This window comes from Streptomyces sp. NBC_00385 (assembly GCF_035917155.1).
GTDB classification, from domain to species: domain Bacteria; phylum Actinomycetota; class Actinomycetes; order Streptomycetales; family Streptomycetaceae; genus Streptomyces; species Streptomyces poriferorum.
In genome coordinates, this window is record NZ_CP107951.1 from 7,630,835 (window position 1) to 7,647,614 (window position 16,780).

Genomic DNA, 16,780 nt, shown 5'->3' on the forward strand with positions numbered 1-16,780 from the left:
CCTGGCGGGGCGCTGCGGTATGGTCTGCCGACCCATGGCTGATCGAGGAGCGTGCACGTGTTCTACCGGGCCAGTCTGCAGGCTGCTGCAGCCCTTGCTTCCCTGTCTTTGCTGGCCGGCTGCGGTCTGCTTCCCGGCGGTGGTTCGGACGTGGAACAGAAGCTGGCGGTCGGGACCACCAGCTCACCGTCCACACTCGACCCCGCGGCGGCCTGGGACGGCTCCTGGGAGCTGATGCGCAATGTGTTCCAGACCCTGGTGAGCTTCCCCACCGGCAGCACGAGCCCCGAGCCCGACGCCGCGGACAACTGCAGGTTCTCCGACAACACCAGCACCGCCTACCGGTGCGAGCTCCGCAAGGGACTGAAGTTCTCCAACGGGGACACGCTCGACGCGGAGGCCGTGAAGTACTCCATCGACCGGATCAGGTCGATCGCGGTCAAGGGCGGCCCCGTCGGAATGCTCGGCTCGCTCGACCGGGTGGAGACCAAGGGCGACGACATCGTCATCTTCCACCTGACGAAGCCCGACGCCACCTTCCCGTTCGTGCTGGCCACGCCGGCCATGTCGCTCGTGGCGCCCAGCGAGTACTCGAAGCACAAGATCCGCGACGACGGCAAGGTGACCGGGTCCGGCCCCTACCTCCTCGACGGCTACAAGCAGGGGGACCGTGCCGAGCTGGTGCGGAACCCCGACTACAAGGGCTTCGCGGACCGCAAGAACGACGCGGTGACCATCCGGTACTTCGAGGAGTCCGGCTCCATGGTCGCGGCGCTCAGGAAGAACGAGATCGACGCCACGTACCGCGGCCTGGGCGCCGAGGAGGTCGTGAACCTCGAGGACAACAAGGACGCGAACAGCGACCTGCAGATCGTCGAGACGGTCGGCGCCGACATCCGCTTCCTGGTCTTCAACCCGCAGGACCCGGCGGCCGGGAACCCGGCCGTCCGGCGTGCGATAGCCCAGCTCGTGGACCGTGACGCCCTGGTGGCCAAGGTCTACCGGGGTACGGCCGAGCCGCTCTACTCCATGGTTCCCAAGGGCATCGCGGGTCACACGACCAGCTTCTTCGACACGTTCGGCGACCCGGACAGGAAGAAGGCCGAGAAGATCCTCACCAAGGCGGGCATCACCGAGCCGGTCGCGATGACGTTCTGGTTCACGACCGACCGCTACGGATCGTCGACGGCCCCCGAGTTCGCCGAGCTCAAGCGTCAGCTGGAAGCGTCCGGACTGTTCAGGATCACCCTGAAGAGCAAGCCCTGGAAGACCTTCCAGGAGGGCTTCACCAAGGGCCAGTACCCCGTCTTCGGGCGCGGCTGGTTCCCGGACTTCCCGGACCCCGACAACTTCATCGCCCCGTTCGTCGGCAAGGACAGCGTCACCGGCATGCCCTACGTGAAGAACGAGATCACGAACGAGCTGCTGCCCCAGTCCCGCAAGGAGAGCGACCGCGGCGCGGTCAGCAAGCAGTTCGAGCGCGCCCAGGAGATCCTCGTCGACGATGTCCGGCTGCTGCCGCTGTGGCAGGGCAAGCTCTATGTCGCCGCGGGCGAGGACATCGGCGGCGGCGAGCGCGCGCTGGACCCGCAGACGGTCATGCAGATGTGGGAGCTGTACCGCAAGGCCAGCTGGTAACCGGCCCGCTGACCACGGACCCCGGGGCCTCGGAGGGCTCCCCGGGGTCCGTTGTCAGTGGCCCCCGGTAGGTTCTGGGATCAAGAACCGAATTGCTTACCGGAGGTTGTTGACGTGACCGACACCTACCCGCTGCCCGAGTCCTGGCGCGGCGTCCTCGGCGATGAGCTCGACAGTCCCTATTTCAGGGAGCTGACGGAATTCGTCGAGAAGGAGCGGGCCGACGGGCCGGTCTATCCGCCCCGGGAGCAGGTGTTCGCGGCTCTGGAGGCGACCCCGTACGACAAGGTGAAGGTCCTGGTCCTCGGCCAGGACCCGTACCACGGCGAGGGCCAGGGGCACGGTCTGTGCTTCTCCGTGCGGCCGGGCGTGAAGACGCCGCCCTCCCTGCGCAACATCTACAAGGAGATGAAGGAGGAGCTCGGCCTGCCGGTCCCGGACAACGGGTATCTGATGCCGTGGGCCGAGCAGGGCGTGCTCCTCCTCAACGCGGTACTGACGGTACGTGCCGGTGAGGCCAACTCCCACAAGGGCAAGGGCTGGGAGAAGGTCACCGACGCAGTCATCCGCGCCGTCGCCGCACGGCCCGACCCGGCGGTCTTCGTGCTCTGGGGCAACTACGCGCAGAAGAAGCTTCCGCTGATCGACGCGGAGCGCCACGTGGTGGTGAAGGGGGCGCACCCCTCACCGCTCTCGGCGAAGAAGTTCTTCGGCTCGCGTCCGTTCACCCAGATCAACGAGGCGGTCGCCGCGCAGGGCCACCCGCCCATCGACTGGCGCATCCCCGACCTGGGCTGAGGGCGCGCCGGAGCCTGAGTGCGAATGTCCGCCACGGCGACTAGCGTCGAACCGGCTGCAACCGGAGGGAACCGGCAGAGACCGGCAGGTTCCGTCGGGGGCAGCCGGAGTGTGCCGGGACCGATCGGCCGGGCGTGGGCGGACAGGTGCGAGGGAGACCGCGGTGACGGAGCAGCAGGAGGCGTCGCAGGACGTCGTCATGACCAGAATCGGCCAGGCGGTCATGTTGCTCCACGGTGGTGACCGGGAGGAGGCCCGCAATCGCTTCGGCGCCCTCTGGGCGGAGATCGGCGAGGGCGGTGACGCCTGGCACCGGTGCACCCTCGCGCACTACATGGCCGACACCCAGGACGATCCCGGCGACGAACTGGTCTGGGACCTGCGGGCCCTCACCGCCGCACAGACGCTGACCGGCGAGGGCGCGGCCGGGCACCGGGACGCGCTCGCCGTGCGTGCCTTCCGTCCCTCGCTGCACCTCAACCTCGCGGCGGACTACGTGAAACTCGAGCGCCCCGCCGCCGCCCGGATCCATCTGGACCGGGCGAGGCAGGCCTCGGGCGTCCTCGCCGACGACGGTATGGACGACGGGTACGGAGGAGCCGTCCGGGCCGCCATCGGACGGCTGGAGCGGCGACTGCGGGAGTTCTGACCGCCCGCCCCCGGACATGTCTCCGGTGGCCGGGAGGGCGCGGTTTCCGGCGGCCCGCCAGGGCGGGCCACCGGTCCTGCTGCGGGGCCGCAGCCTCAGCGGCCGTAGGCGTCGTCGCAGATCCGCGACTGCGGGCTGCCCGCGGGCCAGTGCCCGTATCCCCGGCCGAGCGCGCACACGTCCGCCCCGGTGACGGGCGCCGGCAAGGCGGGGGCGGGGGCGGGCGGAGCGGCCCGGCGCTGCTGCGGACGGGCCTGGGCGGGACGGCGCTGCTGCGGAGGCCTCGGGTCCTCGCGGCGCGCCGCCGGAGGCGCCGGAGCGGTCCGGCGGGAAGCCCTGGCGGAGGGCTTCGGATCCGGCAGCGCCTCCAGCGTGTCGCGTACCGGGGGCCGGATGATCTGCGGGGCCAGGTGCTGCGCCGGCCGGCTGCTCTCCGGGCGCGCCGGTGCGCTCGGCTCCGGTTGTACGGACACACACCCGGACAGGGCCGTGACAGCCACGCCGACCAGGAGTTTCACGGTGGTTCTGGTTCGATGCACCTGATCAACTCTGCGGTGCGGGAGGCCCGTCGCGGGCACCGCGAGGCCCGGATTGGCCCGCACGAGTGACCCGGTCAGCATGACGCCCCCGCGTGTCGCCGGTGACCGGCGGCCCCGCCCTATTCCACTGTGCCCAGCATCCCGCGCAGCAGTTCGCCGAAGCCGGTGCGCAGTTCCGCCTCGGTCGGGACGGAGCGGTGGTAGGAGCCCGCCGCGCACGAGAACATCAGCCCTTCGCACCAGGCCACCAGCGACAGGGCGTGCCGTTCCGGTTGAGGCGATCCGACCGCCGCCATCAGGGCCTCCAGCGGTTCGCGGAACTGCCGGCCCGTCGCGTCGTAGAACGCGCGCAGTTCGGGGCGGCGGGTGGCCTCCAGGGCGAGTTCGTAGCGGCAGACGAGCAGGTCCGGGTGGCGGGTCAGGTAGCGGTGGAGGGCCGCCGCGAGACCCGCGATCAGGGCGTCGGGGCCGGGCGGAACGGCCGGCGTGGCCCCGCCGCCTTCCGTGCCCCCTCCCGGTGTCGTGCCGGGCATCGGGAGTTCACCCGGTGCGAGGACCCGGGCCTCGCGTTCGGCCAGCCGTCGCACCGTCGCCTCCAGCAGGGACTGCCGCGTACGGGCGTAGTTGGACGTCGACCCCTGCGGAAGGCCCGCGCGCTCGTCCACCGCGCGGTGGGTCAGACCCCGCATGCCGCGTTCGGTGAGGAGTGCGAGTGCGGCGTCGGCGATGAGCGCGGCCCGGGAGGAACCGGCGGCGGTGCGTGTGGCCATGGGATCAACCTACCGCTATCACTACACCTGTAGTAGCTTGGTCGAGTCACTACAGGTGTAGTTCCCGAGGGGTGAGGAGGAGCCATGGACGCTCCCCGCGCGGTCGTCATCGGCAGCGGAATCGGTGGCCTCACGGCAGCGGTGGCGCTGCATCGCTCCGGCTGGCAGGTCACGGTCCTGGAACGGGCCCGTTCGCTCCAGCCCGTCGGGGCCGGCATCGGTCTGGCCCCCAACGCCCAGCGCGCCCTGGACGTCATCGGTATCGGCGACGAGATCAGGTCCCTGGCGGCCTGGCAGGGCGAGGGAGGCATGCGCGGCCCGGACGGCCGCTGGCTCTCCCGGACGGACAGCACCGCCGCCGCCGAGCGGTTCGGCGGTCCGCTCGTCCTGGTCCACCGGGCCACCCTGATCGACCGCATCGCCGCCCGACTGCCCGCGTCCGCCATCCGTACCCACTGCCCCGCGTACCTCGTGGACCCGGGCGTCGCAGGGGGCAGGCGCGCCATGATCCGGACGGCGGACGGGACGATCGAAGCGGATCTCGTCGTCGGCGCCGACGGCATCCACTCCGCCGTGCGCGGCGCCCTGTTCCCGGACCACCCCGGCCCGTCCTACGCCGGATTCACCACCTGGCGCGTCGTCGTCCCCGCACCGCCCGAGCCCTTCGCCCCGCACGAGACCTGGGGCCGCGGCGCCCTGTGGGGCACCCAGCCGCTCAAGGACGGCCGCATCTACGCGTACGCCGCGGCCGCCGCCCCGGCGGGGGAGCGCGCCGACGACGAACGGGCGGAACTGCTCCGCCGCTTCGGCGCCTGGCACACCCCCGTCCCGGAGATCATCGCCGCCGCCCCGCCCGAGGGCGTGCTGCGCAACGACGTGTACCAGATGAACCGCCCTCTGCCCGCCTTCCACCGAGGGCGCACCGTCCTCGTGGGGGACTCCGCCCACGCGATGGCGCCAACCCTGGGCCAGGGCGGCAACCAGGCCATCGAGGACGGCATCGTGCTCGCGCACCACGTGGCGCCGGGCAGGGACCTCGGCGCGGGTCTGGCCGGGTACACCGCCGACCGGCTGCCGCGGACCACCGCCGTCGTCCGCAAGGCCGCACGGGTCACCCGCCTGATGCGGCTGAGCTCCGCCCCGGCCGTCGCCGTACGGGACTTCGTGATGTCCACCCTCTCCCGGCTCGGACCGGGGCTCGTCCTGCGCCCCTTCGACGGCATCGCCGACTGGCGGCCCCCGCAGCACACGTATGCTGCCGGGACGAAGGAAGCGCAGGCCCGGCCGCGGTCGGCCTCCACGGAGGAGGACCGCGACGTGCGGCGCTGAACAGCGAGAAGGAGACCCTGTGAAGGTCGGCTGCATCGGGCTCGGCGACATCGCGCAGAAGGCGTATCTGCCGGTACTCACCACCCTGCCGGGGGTCGAACTGCATCTGCAGACCCGCACCCCCGCGACCCTCGCCTCGGTCGCCGCCGCCCACCGCGTCCCGGCCGCCCAGTGCCACACCGGCCTCGACTCGCTGCTGGCCCAGGGCCTGGACGCGGCGTTCGTGCACGCCCCGACCTCCGCGCACCCCGAGATCGCCGGACGGCTGCTCGAAGCGGGTGTCCCCACCTACGTCGACAAGCCGCTGGCCTACGAACTCGCCGAGTCCGAGCGCCTGGTGGAGCTCGCCGAGGCGCGCGGGGTCAGCCTCGCGGTCGGCTTCAACCGACGGGTGGCGCCCGGCTACGCGCAATGCGTCGAGCACCCGCGCGAACTGATCCTCATGCAGAAGAACCGGGTCGGGCTGCCGGAGGAGCCGAGGACCATGGTCCTCGACGACTTCATCCACGTGGTCGACACGCTGCGTTTCCTTGCTCCCGGGCCGGTCGAGCACACGGTCGTCCGGGCCAGGATCCGTGACGGCCTCATGCACCACGTCGTGCTCCAGCTCTCGGGGGACGGTTTCACCGCCATCGGGGCGATGAACCGGCTCAGCGGCTCGACCGAGGAACGGCTGGAGGTCTCGGGCCAGGACTCCAAGCGCGAAGTGGTCAACCTCGCCGAGATCATCGACCACAAGGGGCAGCCGAGCCTGCGGCGGCGCGGCGACTGGGTGCCGGTGGCCCGCCAGCGGGGCATCGAGCAGAGCGTCCTGTCGTTCCTGGACGCCGTCCGGGCCGGGCAGCTGCTGAGCGCCCGGGACGCCCTGGAGACGCACGAGCTGTGCGAGCGCGTGCTGCGGGACCTCGACTGCGCGTAGCCCGTACGACTGCGTCCCGCAGGTATCCGGTTCTCGGCGCACACGGTCGCCTGGACCCGAACCGGGTCACGCCCCCCGGAACGGCTCCGGATGCGTGCGCGACGGCACCGATGCAGGCTGGGTGGATGGACCGTCGGCCCGTGGAGGTGACCTCATGAAGTCCCACCGCGAGCCGGAGGGCTGGGGCGCGCTCCAGCCGCCTCCGGGGTACTACTCGGCCGACGGGCGCCCGCCCGACGCCATGCAGCGTGCGCTGATCCTCGACTGGGCGGTCAACCAGCGGATCGCGAGCGGCTGGCGTGTGGAGTCCCGCTCCGAGACCCAGGTCGTCATGGTCCGGGGCCGGCCACCCAACCATGTGCTGCACGCCGTGCTGACGGCCCTCACCTGCTTCCTCTGGGGCGCGGTGTGGCTGGTCATCGGCGTGACCAGCAAGGTCGAACGGGTCGCGCTCACCGTGGACGCCATGGGCGACATCGTCACGGTGCACGGACCGGGCCGCGCCACGGTCTGAGGCCCGGGCTCACTGGGGCGCCGTTTCCGCCGGGGCCTGCCCGGCCGTACCGACGGAGCCCACCGGCCCCGCACCACCTGCCGGGACGACCGGCTCGGCCCGACCCCGCCCGCGCACCGCCCGCAGACCTTCGAAGGCACAGAAGGCGGCCAGCACTCCCAGTGCGCCGTACAGCGGCCAGTCGCCCAGCCGGACGTACAGCGTCGTGCCCCGGGCCAGCGGCACGCCGTACACCGCCGCACCGCTCGTGTCCGTACCGAGCGGAGACCCGACGCGCTGCCCCTTAGGGCCGTAGACCGCACTCACACCCGTGAGCGTGGCGTGCACCATCGGACGGCCGTTCTCGGCGGCCCGCAGCGCCCCCAGCGACGCGTGCTGGCCGGGAGCCCAGCCGTGCTGGAAGGACGACGTGGACGACTGGGCGATCAGGAGCCGGGCGCCGTCACGGGTCAGCCGCCGGCTCATGTCGGGGAACGCGGACTCGAAGCAGACCAGCGGACCGATGCGCAGACCGTGCGCGCCCGGCGGCGTCATCGTCACGGGGCCCGTGCCGCGCAGCCGGTCCTCGCCCGCCGCCTTGCCCATCGACGTGGCCCACCCGAGCGCCGAGCGGGCGGGGATGTACTCCCCGAAGGGAACCAGGCGCATCTTGTCGTAACGGTCCCCGGTCAGCCCCTGCGGACCCACCAGCACAGCGCTCTTGAAGATTCCGGTCCGCCCCGACGCATCGGTCTGCCGGGCATCCACGTTCACCAGCACATCCGCGCCCACCAGGCGCGACAGCGCGGCGATCCTGGCGGTGACGTCGGGCCGCCGGGCCGGATCGGCGCCGACACTGCTCTCACCCCACACGACCAGGTCGAGATCCCGGCCCGCCAGCGAGCGCGTCAGTTCCTCGCTGCGCGCGAACCGCCGCTGCACGCTGCCGGGCCCCTCGACGACACCGGGCTGCACGACGGCGATCCGTGCCGTCCCGGACGGTTCGGGCTGTGGAGCCCACACCCACACCGCACCCACGGCCACGGAGCCCGCCACGAGCGTGGCGACGGCCACCGCGCGGGCGGCGGGAGCCGTGAGCAGCAGGGCGAGAGCCGTGTTCACCGCGACCACCAGCAGGCTCACCAGCCACACCCCGCCCACCGACGCCAGCCGGAGCGCCGGCGGCACCTGCCACTGGCTGGCGCCGAGCAGCCCCCAGGGGCCTCCGAGCCCCTCCCAGGACCGGGCCGTCTCGATCATCAGCCAGCCGCACGGCACCACGATCACGGCCGCCACGACGCGCGCACCGGAGACCGGTCCACGCAGGAGCCGGGAGACCAGCAGCCCCCATGGAGCCCACAGCAGACCCAGCAGGGCCGCCAGCACCACGATGAACACATGCAGGCTCGGCATCAGCCAGTGGTGGACGGCCAGCATGTAGCCCGCCCCGCCGAGCCAGCCGTCGAGCGCCGCTCGGCGCCCCGTGCCGGCCGACCGGATCAGCAGCAGCAACGGGACCAGTGCGACGTACGCGAACCACCACAGTCCCGGTGCGGGGAAGGCGAGCGCGGGCAGCGCACCGGCCAGGAGCGCGGCGCCACCGCGCCACCAGGACGAGGCGAGTATCCGGCCGCCCCGTGCGCGCCCCACGACCCCGCTCGGCATACCGCGCCTCCTCGGCCTGCCGGGTGGCAGGCAGTATCCGGAATCCGTTTCCTCCGTCGTGCCCCCAGTGTGGGGCAGCGGGCCCGGGTCGGGGCGGTTCACCAGGCGGTTCGCCCGCCGGATCATCCGGCGGCGAGGGAGCCCGACAGATCCCGCCACTTCTCATGGACGGTCACGCCCTGGATGCGCCAGCCGTCGTCGGTACGCAGCAGCTCGAAGGCGTAGCGCCCGCCGGAGACGAAGTTCGGGGCGGTCGGACGGTCCGCCGAGCCGGTGTCCGCCCGCCGCTCCTCCTCCGGTCCGCTCACGAGCCGCATCGGGTTCATGTAGTCGGCCTGCAGCCGGGCACGGTCGCCCGGATAGCCCCCGAGGTCCTGAAGGTCCAGGCGCCGGTTGACGATGAGGTGCTGCCGTACGGGAAAGAGCAGCATCGTTTCCGAGAGCCACTCCGCGACCTCGGCTGCGGGGCCCTCGATGCCGCCCGCGGTGCGGTAGTCGGCGCGGCCGTCCGCGGTGAACAGGGCCCGGTAGTCCGTCCACGCACCGTCGTCCACCGCCACGGCGTAGCCGGTGATCACTGCATCGATGGAGAGCCGGTCCATCACGGTCGAGAGATCCACACGCTGCGTCATCGGGTCAGTGTGGGCCCCTGGGCGCCAGGGGCCAAGTGCCGTGCACCGTAGTGGCCCGCGAACGGCGGGATCCGGCCGGGAGCGGCCCTTCCGAGGGCTCGGTGGCGCCGCCGCGCAACAGGTCAGCAAGGCACCACGGCCACCGGCCCCAGCGCGTGCGTGAGCGTGGTCTGCGCGACCGGGGAGAGCCCGAGCCCGAGGGACTCGCCGCCCTTGCGCCGGCCGATCACCGTCAGGGCCGCGGTCGCTGACGCGGTGACCAGGGTGCGCGAAGCGGAGCCGTGGACGGGTTCCTTCACGACCTCGACCTGCGGATACTGCTCGCTCCGGCCCGCTGTCAGCTCGGCGAGCGACCGCTGCGCCGAGCCGGCCGCCGCCTCCCGGTCGAAGACGGGGCCGCCGGAGAGCATCGACGAGAACATCGTCCAGCCGTGCACGATCCGCAGCCGCGCACCGGGGCGGGCCGCCGCCGTCTCGAAGGCGAACTCCAGCACCGCCTCGCTGCTCTCGTCCGCGGCCACCCCCGCGACGATGTCCCGGAAGGCATCCGGGGCGCTCCCGTCCGGCTCCTCGTCCGGCCGCCCGCCGTTGATGACGACCACGGGGCACGTGGCCATCGCGGCGGTCGCCAGACTGTTGGAGCCCAGCATCAGGGAACGGAACCCGCCCAGCCCGCGGGAGCCGACCACCACCAACGACGCGTCGCGGCTGAGCGAGACCAGCGCGGCCGAGGGGAAGTCGAGCGGTGCGAGCGTCGCGGGGCGCAGCCCGGGGGCGATGCGTTCCACGCGCTGTACGGACCGGGCGAGGAGTTCCTCCGCCTCGCGCTGCTGCGCCTCCTGGCCGGTACGCCGGGTCAGGAGGCGGACATGCACGATCGTCAGCGGAAGCACCCGCCCGGACGCCTCACGCGCCGCCCAGTCCAGCGCGTCGTCGCTGTGCGTGGACCCGTCGACCGCGGCGATCACGGGAAGCTCGGTGCCGGTCATGCGTGCCTCCTGAGTGCGGTGGTGCCTGCCCCGGCCCGCGCACGCCCGCGTGGCGCCCGCAGGCCCCCCGGCCCGTTCTCCGGACCCGGTCGGCCTGCCTCGTACGCTACGGCCGGTCGGCCCCTGTCGCAGGGGAGACGCGACGGGGGCCGGTGTACGCCGGTCCGGCACGGCTGACGACGGACGCCGGTTGTCCTCGTCGGCCGGTGCGCCTGCACCTATGCTCGCGGGATGGAGCAGAGCGAAGTCGTGAAACGTGTGATCGGCATCCTCACCGAAGCGGGCGAGATGCGCCGCCTCTTGGAGGAGGACCCGGACCGTGACGACCCCAGCACCGATTCGACCGTGGTGACCGCCCTTCTCAACGAGACGATGCCACGGATCGCGATCCCCGAGGACGCCACGATCGAGGACGTGGTGGCGCTGGTCGGCCGGGAGGTCGGCGGGGCGGTGGAGCAACTCGTCGGGGCCTTCACCCTGGCGTTCGCGATGCTGGCGCAGGTGCACGACTCGGGGCAGACGGACGTGTCGTCCGCCGATGTGCTCCAGGACCTGGCCCTGAGGGCAGAGCAGTTCGGTTCCGAGGGGCCGGGAGGCCCGGGGGACACGGAGGTGTAGAGCGGCGGGAGGGCCGGGGGGACGCGGAGGCGCGGAACCACGGGAGAGCCGGACGCCGTACTCGGCATACTCGGCGTCATGCGTATCGACTTCGATCCCGGCGCCACCGACACCGGCACGTTCTACCGGCTGCTCACCGCCGTGGTTGTTCCCCGGCCCATCGCGTGGGTCTCCACGATCACCCCGGACGGCGAGACGGCCAACCTGGCTCCCCACTCCTTCTTCACGATCGCGTGCGTCAGCCCGCCCGTCGTGCAGTTCACGTCGGTCGGGCGCAAGGACACCCTGCGCAACATCGAGGCGACGGGTTCCTTCGTCGTGAACTTCGCCCCGGAACACCTCTTCGAGCAGATCAACGCCACCGCGACCGACTTCCCGCGCGGCATCAGCGAGTTCGAGGCCGTGGGCGTCGAGCGGGAGCCCAGCCTGCGGGTGAAGCCGCCGCGCGTGGCGGGGGCTCCGGTCGCGCTCGAGTGCGTGCTGCACAGCACCGTCCTGCTCGGCGACTCCACCGTCGTGTTCGGGCGGGTGGTGCACGCCGCGGTCGACGAGGACGTCATGACGGACGGGCATCCGGAAGTCACCGCACTCCGCCCGCTGACCCGGCTGGGCAAGGACGAATGGGGCACCTTCGGAGGTGTACGGGAGATCTCCCGCATCCCGTACACCCGCTGGCAGGAGGACCGCGACGCCCGCTGACACGGCTGTGCAGGCGAATGGCGGGCTGACCGGGCGACGGCGGCTACGGCCGGGCCCGGGACAACGGATACTCTCAGCATGCCTCGTCGGATACCGGTGCCCTGGTGGGTGTGGGGCCGGGACGGTGCCACACCCCGTCGCCGCCGCGTCCCGCAGGACCGGACGGCGTCCCGGGGCCCTCAGAGCAACTGCGAAGCAACAGGAGACCCCGATGGCTGATACCCCGCCCCGCCAGGTTCAGCGGCGCTCGGACGAGAGCGCGGCGGGCTCGGTGTCCGAGGCCCCTGGCCGGGCCGAGGCCGTACCGACACCGCGCTACCAGGGGCTGTTCGTCGAACCCGATCTTCCGCCCTTCGCCGAGACCGAGTGACACCACCCGCGTCGAGGCCCGCGCTGCCCCCGCACCCGCTCCGGCGGGTGCGGGGGCAGCGCGGCTTCCGGGGCACCTCGTACAGGCAGCGCCCGGCGCGCTCAGGCCGCTGCGAAGTCGTGGGCGGCGGCGCCCTGCCACTCGACGAGCGACGGGGTGTCCAGAGCCCGTGCGGGGTCCGCCATCCCAGCGTCGGCGAGGAACACGATGACATCGTGATCGCTGTGCGCGAGCCCGAGCCGCTCCTCGCGGCCGGCGATGTGCACGGTGACGAGCCGGGCGCCTGACGGTGTCGGTCGATGGATGACAATCGGGGGAGTAGCCATACCTCCAGCGTGGCCCCAGGCGCCCGCGCCCGCATCCGAAACCGGATGCGGGCACCGGAGCGGTGGCCGGAGGACGGGAACACGGCCTCCCGGGGCCCGGCCAACGCTTCCGCGTGCGGCTGCGCGTTCTCCTGCTCCCGCTCCCGCACCGAACCGTGTGAGGTCGGGCTTGTCCGCACTACGAGCGGGCTGACTGAGCTGCTGTAGACCGCTGCCGCACCGGAGCGTGTCTCCTGGGAGTTGTCCGCCGTGCGAAGCTGTGCGCCATGGCGCCTTATACGGTCCGTGGACTTGCTCTGCCTGCCCTGCTGACCTCGCTCGTCGATCGCGACCTCTGGCGTGACCCGGGCGATGCGGTGCTGGCGAAGGCCATCCCGTGGTTCAAGGACCCACTTCGCTTGGTGTCGAACCCCGAGCAGATGGCGTACGCGTCCCAATCGATGGATATGTTCGCCGATGATCCGCACTCCGCCTTCTTTCGCCAGGCACGCGGAAGCAGGAGCGTCGCCCCGCTCGAACTTCCTTGGCTCGACGTTGAACAGGCAGTGCTGATCGCCATCACTCGCAGGCCCGGTGATGATGGGGCTTTGGCTCTCGACTACCGGTCGGACCCCTCAGATCCCCGCGTCGTCGGCAGTGACTTCTGGGCGGACCCCCTTCTGTGCCAGTGGCGGGTCGTCGCACCTACTTTCTCGGGCTTCGTCTCGAGCTTGGGCCTGTAGCTTCCGCAGTCATGTCGGTGACGCGCCCGGACAAGGATGGACGCGACACAGATGCCCCAGCGACCGGCCGAGAAGCCGGCCGGGTGCAGCGGGCCGGGCCCCACGGGCCGGCAGACACCACTCGGTCAGCGTTTGATGCGGCCACGAATGGCGAGGGCGGCCAGCGCGAGCAGGATGGGCTCCAGGAAGCGGCTGATCATCTCCGTGTAGGTGCCCCAGGTGGTGAGGTCCTGGCCGCTGGTGCGGAACACGACGGAGTTGAGGACCACCTGCACGGCCTTGTCGAAGCGCTCCCCGGTGAACCGATCGGCGACAGGCAAGGTCAGCCGTGGGTCGTCCTTGTCCACGACCAGCGTCACCTGCCCCCCGCCGGCGGGGACAGTACCTGTGGCAACTTGCTCGGGTGACGAGTCGGGGAGCCCGAGGCCCACCATGAGCACGATGGTGACTGCCATCGCCGCGAGCAGCCAGCCGATGGCACGGGATGCGCGCAAGCCGTAGCCGGAGAGCAGCCAGTACCCTCGGAGAAGGAAGCGCTCGCCGGTCGTCGTATCGACGCGGTCGTGGCGGCGCATCTCCATCTCGCCGTAGTAGAAATCGGCTGCCCCGGGCTCGTTCTTGCCGTCCTCGAACGCCTTGCGCAACTGCCGGTAGAGGGTTGCCACGTCTTCCGGGTCAGGGGTGAGGTTCGGGCTGGGGTGGTTCGGTCCGGTGCGCCAGACACGGGGGGAGGGGGGCCGGCCGTCCGGCAGCGCGGGTTGGCCGGCGAGTTGAGCGCGCCAGTGGTGTTCCTCGGCCAGGGCGCGTCGACTGCTCCACCGGTACGGACAGATGAGGTAGCGGCGGTGCAGGCCGGTGGGAGTGGAGGCGAAGGTGCAGCGGCCCTCCAGACGGAGCTGGTCCAGATGGAACGCCCCGGCGAACAGGCAGTCGACAAGATCGATGTCCGTCAGGACCAGGTGTGCGGCATCCACCCCACGCACCGAGGACACCCGCACCCCGCTTGGGGCGCCCTGAAGCAGGTTCTCGCCCATCTCGGATCCGCCCCCGCCGCGGAAGAGCGTCGGATGGGCCGTGACCGCCACTGGGTTGGTCAGCACCGCATGACTCAGGTTCACCGTGGCGTGGCGAAGGCGAAGGGTTGCCGTCGATTCCCAACGGGTTCTCTCGAAGCGCACTGCAAGGGCCGCGATCTCCAGTGATACCGGAACCTCGAAAACCGCACCGGACAGATCGATCTCCTTGGCACACTCCATCGGCCCGAACCGGCTCGTCAGTGCGAAGAGGGCGCCGCCGAAGTTGGCGCTGGAGAACTGCGTCCCGTCGAATTTGGTTTCACCGGAGAATATGGCCGCACTGAAGTTGGCATCGCTGGAGAATTTTGCCATGACGAAATGTGCAGGGCCGGAGAACTGGGCCCGGGCGAACCCGGCTTGCGTATGGAAAATTGCCGAGTTGAATCCGACGTCGCCTGCGAACTCTGCGCCCCCGAATTCGGTGTAACTGGAGAACTGCGCCGCAGTGTACCCGGCGCTGCCGGAGAACCTGGCCCCGATGAACATGGTCTGTCCGTCGAACTTTGCGCCGTAGAATCTGGCTGCGTCGGCGAACTGCGCGTCGTCGAATGCGGAGACGCCGGCGAACTGTACCTGGTCGTACGTTGCCCGGGCGTCGAACCTCGCCTTGCTGAACCCGGCTTGCCTGGAGAACTGCGCCTCGGCGAATCCGACGACCTTATGAAAATGAACTCCATCGAACCAGGCATCGCCAAGGAACTGCACCTCGGTAAATGAGGCTCTTTCGTAGAATTTTGCCTCACTGAGCCTGACGGTCCCGGAGAAAATTGCCCTGTCGAAGTTGGCCTCGTTGAACTCCGCCCCTCTGAAGTCTGCTTCGCCGATTCGGGCGCAACTGGCTTCGGGATCGTAGAGGGACTGCAGGAGACGATCGAGGAGGTAGTCGGGGAAGGGGGTGTACCGGTGATCGATGCTGGAGCCGGGGGTCAGCCCGGCGAAGTAGGCTGCGCGACCCTCTTCGGCGACGTGCATAAGGCAATAGGCTTGATCCGGGATGCGGACGCCCGAGCAATCGCCGCTGGAGCAGGTGCTCCCTGGTGCAGGACTCATGACAGCGACCCCTTGTCGACTCACGATGGACAGGAGGACTGTCCGAGTGCCGATCCCCTGACCAGCCGAGCGTAGCGAATCGACTCCAACTTGCTTTTGGAGCAGGGGACTACAGCTTGGTGACTCCGTCGGCCTCTTCGGGCCGCTCGCTGTCGGGGCAGGGACGGCCGTCACACCGCTGGAGGTCTCGGCCGGCCTGAACCGGTGATGAAGTTGCCTCGTGTGGAGTGCCCGAAGTGCCGCCGGGGCGTGCTGTTGCGGCGGGGCGCCGGTGCCGGACGCCTGCCGCCAGTGATGGGCTGCAGCGGACGCAGGAAGGTCGCGGAGGCTTCAATGGCTCGATGGCCACGCCAACACCCCCGTACCGCGGTGTGGACGAGGGTGATCCCGTCCTTCCGCAGGGCGACGGCCGGTCGCGGCAGGCCCTTGAACGGGATGAGCCGCGTCGGTCCTGGTGGTGAACCGCCACGGAGCGGCGTGCTCCGAGCGATGCCCACTTGATCAGCCCGCGGATTCACCCGCGTGCGGGCTCAGCGACCCCGCGCCGACCAGGATGAACAGCACGATGCCCAGGACGATCCGGTAGATCACGAACGGCATGAAGCTCTTGGTCGTGATGAACTTCATGAACCAGGCGATGACCACGTAACCCACGCCGAACGCGATGAACGTCGCGAAGATCGTCGGGCCCCAGGACACATGCCCCTCGCCCGCGTCCTTCAGCTCGAAGACACCGGAGGCGAGCACGGCCGGGATCGCGAGCAGGAACGAGTAACGTGCCGCTGCCTCACGGGTGTACCCCATGAGCAGACCGCCGCTGATCGTCGCACCCGAGCGGGAGACGCCCGGGATGAGGGCCATCGCCTGGCAGAAGCCGAAGATCAGGCCGTCCTTGACGCCGAGCTCCTTGAGCGACTTGCGCTCCTTGACGGCCCGGTGCTTGCCGCCGGCCTCGTCGCGTGCGGCCAGGCGGTCGGCGATGCCGAGGACGATGCCCATCACGATCAGCGTGGTGGCGATCAGCCGCAGATCGCGGAACGGGCCCTCGATCTGGTCCTTGAACGTCACACCGAGCACGCCGATGGGAATCGAGCCGACGATGACCAGCCAGCCCATCTGCGCGTCGTGGTCGCCACGCATCGAACGGTCCGTCAGCGACTTGAACCACGCCGAGACGATGCGGACGATGTCCTTGCGGAAGTAGATGAGGACTGCGGCCTCCGTGCCGATCTGGGTGATCGCGGTGAACGCCGCGCCAGGATCGTGCCAGCCGGCGAATGCCGCGGTGAGCCGCAGATGCGCGCTGGAGGAGATCGGCAGGAACTCGGTCAGTCCTTGAACGAGGCCGAGGACGAACGATTCGAACCAGCTCATGGGGCTTGGGCCATCCCGGAGTGATCATGCATCGGCCGACGGCGTCGAGCCGTCGGCGGCGTGCGGATTGCGGTCGTGCGATGACAGGGCCGCACCGGGCCCGGAGATCGTCAGTCGGTCGCGG

At 70.8% G+C, this 16,780-nt stretch carries 18 protein-coding genes; 10 read left to right on the plus strand and 8 right to left on the minus strand.

Going from position 1 to position 16,780, the window contains the following annotated elements; translation table 11 throughout:
* The first annotated feature begins 57 nt into the window (after window positions 1-57).
* From OG959_RS34020 to OG959_RS34030, 3 genes are all read left to right on the plus strand, one after another.
* Window positions 58-1,638 (plus strand): ABC transporter substrate-binding protein, encoded by a 1,581-nt coding sequence (locus tag OG959_RS34020; protein WP_326664659.1) that lies wholly within the window; start codon window positions 58-60, stop codon window positions 1,636-1,638.
* Between the two features lie 114 nt (window positions 1,639-1,752).
* Window positions 1,753-2,436 carry a uracil-DNA glycosylase gene (locus OG959_RS34025; protein WP_326664661.1) on the plus strand — a complete coding sequence of 228 codons (684 nt, stop codon included), beginning with the start codon at window positions 1,753-1,755 and terminating at the stop codon, window positions 2,434-2,436.
* A 163-nt stretch (window positions 2,437-2,599) separates the two neighbouring features.
* Window positions 2,600-3,085 (plus strand): hypothetical protein, encoded by a 486-nt coding sequence (locus OG959_RS34030; RefSeq protein ID WP_326664664.1) that lies wholly within the window; start codon window positions 2,600-2,602, stop codon window positions 3,083-3,085.
* A gap of 95 nt (window positions 3,086-3,180) precedes the next feature.
* Here OG959_RS34030 and OG959_RS34035 read toward each other — a convergent pair whose 3' ends face one another.
* A complete protein-coding gene (locus tag OG959_RS34035; RefSeq protein ID WP_326664666.1) occupies window positions 3,181-3,624 on the minus strand; it encodes a hypothetical protein in 444 nt (147 codons plus the stop codon).
* A 119-nt stretch (window positions 3,625-3,743) separates the two neighbouring features.
* A complete protein-coding gene (locus tag OG959_RS34040) occupies window positions 3,744-4,394 on the minus strand; it encodes a TetR/AcrR family transcriptional regulator (protein WP_326664667.1) in 651 nt (216 codons plus the stop codon).
* An 84-nt stretch (window positions 4,395-4,478) separates the two neighbouring features.
* On the opposite strand from OG959_RS34040, the gene OG959_RS34045 reads away from it, so the two are divergent.
* From OG959_RS34045 to OG959_RS34055, 3 genes are all read left to right on the plus strand, one after another.
* Window positions 4,479-5,723 (plus strand): FAD-dependent monooxygenase, encoded by a 1,245-nt coding sequence (locus OG959_RS34045; RefSeq protein ID WP_326664669.1) that lies wholly within the window; start codon window positions 4,479-4,481, stop codon window positions 5,721-5,723.
* Window positions 5,724-5,742: 19 nt separating this feature from the next.
* The gene (locus OG959_RS34050) at window positions 5,743-6,642 is read left to right on the plus strand and encodes a Gfo/Idh/MocA family protein (RefSeq protein WP_326664671.1); all 900 of its coding nucleotides are present in this window, start codon (window positions 5,743-5,745) and stop codon (window positions 6,640-6,642) included.
* A 154-nt stretch (window positions 6,643-6,796) separates the two neighbouring features.
* Window positions 6,797-7,156 carry a hypothetical protein gene (locus tag OG959_RS34055; protein WP_326664672.1) on the plus strand — a complete coding sequence of 120 codons (360 nt, stop codon included), beginning with the start codon at window positions 6,797-6,799 and terminating at the stop codon, window positions 7,154-7,156.
* Window positions 7,157-7,165: 9 nt separating this feature from the next.
* Here OG959_RS34055 and lnt read toward each other — a convergent pair whose 3' ends face one another.
* The 3 genes from lnt to OG959_RS34070 form a co-directional block, all read right to left on the minus strand.
* Window positions 7,166-8,800 carry an apolipoprotein N-acyltransferase gene (lnt, locus tag OG959_RS34060; protein WP_326664674.1) on the minus strand — a complete coding sequence of 545 codons (1,635 nt, stop codon included), beginning with the start codon at window positions 8,798-8,800 and terminating at the stop codon, window positions 7,166-7,168.
* A 122-nt stretch (window positions 8,801-8,922) separates the two neighbouring features.
* Window positions 8,923-9,432, minus strand: a complete 510-nt coding sequence (locus tag OG959_RS34065; protein WP_326664676.1) for a nuclear transport factor 2 family protein — start codon at window positions 9,430-9,432, stop codon at window positions 8,923-8,925.
* A 122-nt stretch (window positions 9,433-9,554) separates the two neighbouring features.
* On the minus strand, window positions 9,555-10,421 hold the full coding sequence (locus tag OG959_RS34070) for a universal stress protein (protein WP_326664678.1): 867 nt from the start codon (window positions 10,419-10,421) through the stop codon (window positions 9,555-9,557).
* Between the two features lie 231 nt (window positions 10,422-10,652).
* On the opposite strand from OG959_RS34070, the gene OG959_RS34075 reads away from it, so the two are divergent.
* The 3 genes from OG959_RS34075 (at window position 10,653) to OG959_RS34085 (ending at window position 12,108) form a co-directional block, all read left to right on the plus strand.
* Entirely contained in the window at window positions 10,653-11,039 is a 387-nt protein-coding gene (locus OG959_RS34075; RefSeq protein ID WP_326664679.1) for a hypothetical protein, read from the plus strand.
* A gap of 78 nt (window positions 11,040-11,117) precedes the next feature.
* Window positions 11,118-11,738, plus strand: a complete 621-nt coding sequence (locus OG959_RS34080) for a flavin reductase family protein (protein ID WP_326664681.1) — start codon at window positions 11,118-11,120, stop codon at window positions 11,736-11,738.
* 211 nt (window positions 11,739-11,949) lie between these two features.
* On the plus strand, window positions 11,950-12,108 hold the full coding sequence (locus OG959_RS34085; RefSeq protein WP_187284883.1) for a hypothetical protein: 159 nt from the start codon (window positions 11,950-11,952) through the stop codon (window positions 12,106-12,108).
* 101 nt (window positions 12,109-12,209) lie between these two features.
* On the opposite strand, the gene OG959_RS34090 is transcribed toward OG959_RS34085, so the two are convergent.
* Window positions 12,210-12,434 (minus strand): hypothetical protein, encoded by a 225-nt coding sequence (locus OG959_RS34090; RefSeq protein WP_136326307.1) that lies wholly within the window; start codon window positions 12,432-12,434, stop codon window positions 12,210-12,212.
* 266 nt (window positions 12,435-12,700) lie between these two features.
* Here OG959_RS34090 and OG959_RS34095 point away from each other — a divergent pair, with 266 nt between their 5' ends.
* On the plus strand, window positions 12,701-13,156 hold the full coding sequence (locus tag OG959_RS34095; protein WP_326664684.1) for a hypothetical protein: 456 nt from the start codon (window positions 12,701-12,703) through the stop codon (window positions 13,154-13,156).
* Window positions 13,157-13,281: 125 nt separating this feature from the next.
* Here OG959_RS34095 and OG959_RS34100 read toward each other — a convergent pair whose 3' ends face one another.
* A complete protein-coding gene (locus OG959_RS34100) occupies window positions 13,282-15,204 on the minus strand; it encodes a pentapeptide repeat-containing protein (protein ID WP_326664685.1) in 1,923 nt (640 codons plus the stop codon).
* Window positions 15,205-15,783: 579 nt separating this feature from the next.
* Window positions 15,784-16,656, minus strand: a complete 873-nt coding sequence (locus OG959_RS34105) for an undecaprenyl-diphosphate phosphatase (RefSeq protein WP_326664687.1) — start codon at window positions 16,654-16,656, stop codon at window positions 15,784-15,786.
* Window positions 16,657-16,780: the final 124 nt, after the last annotated feature.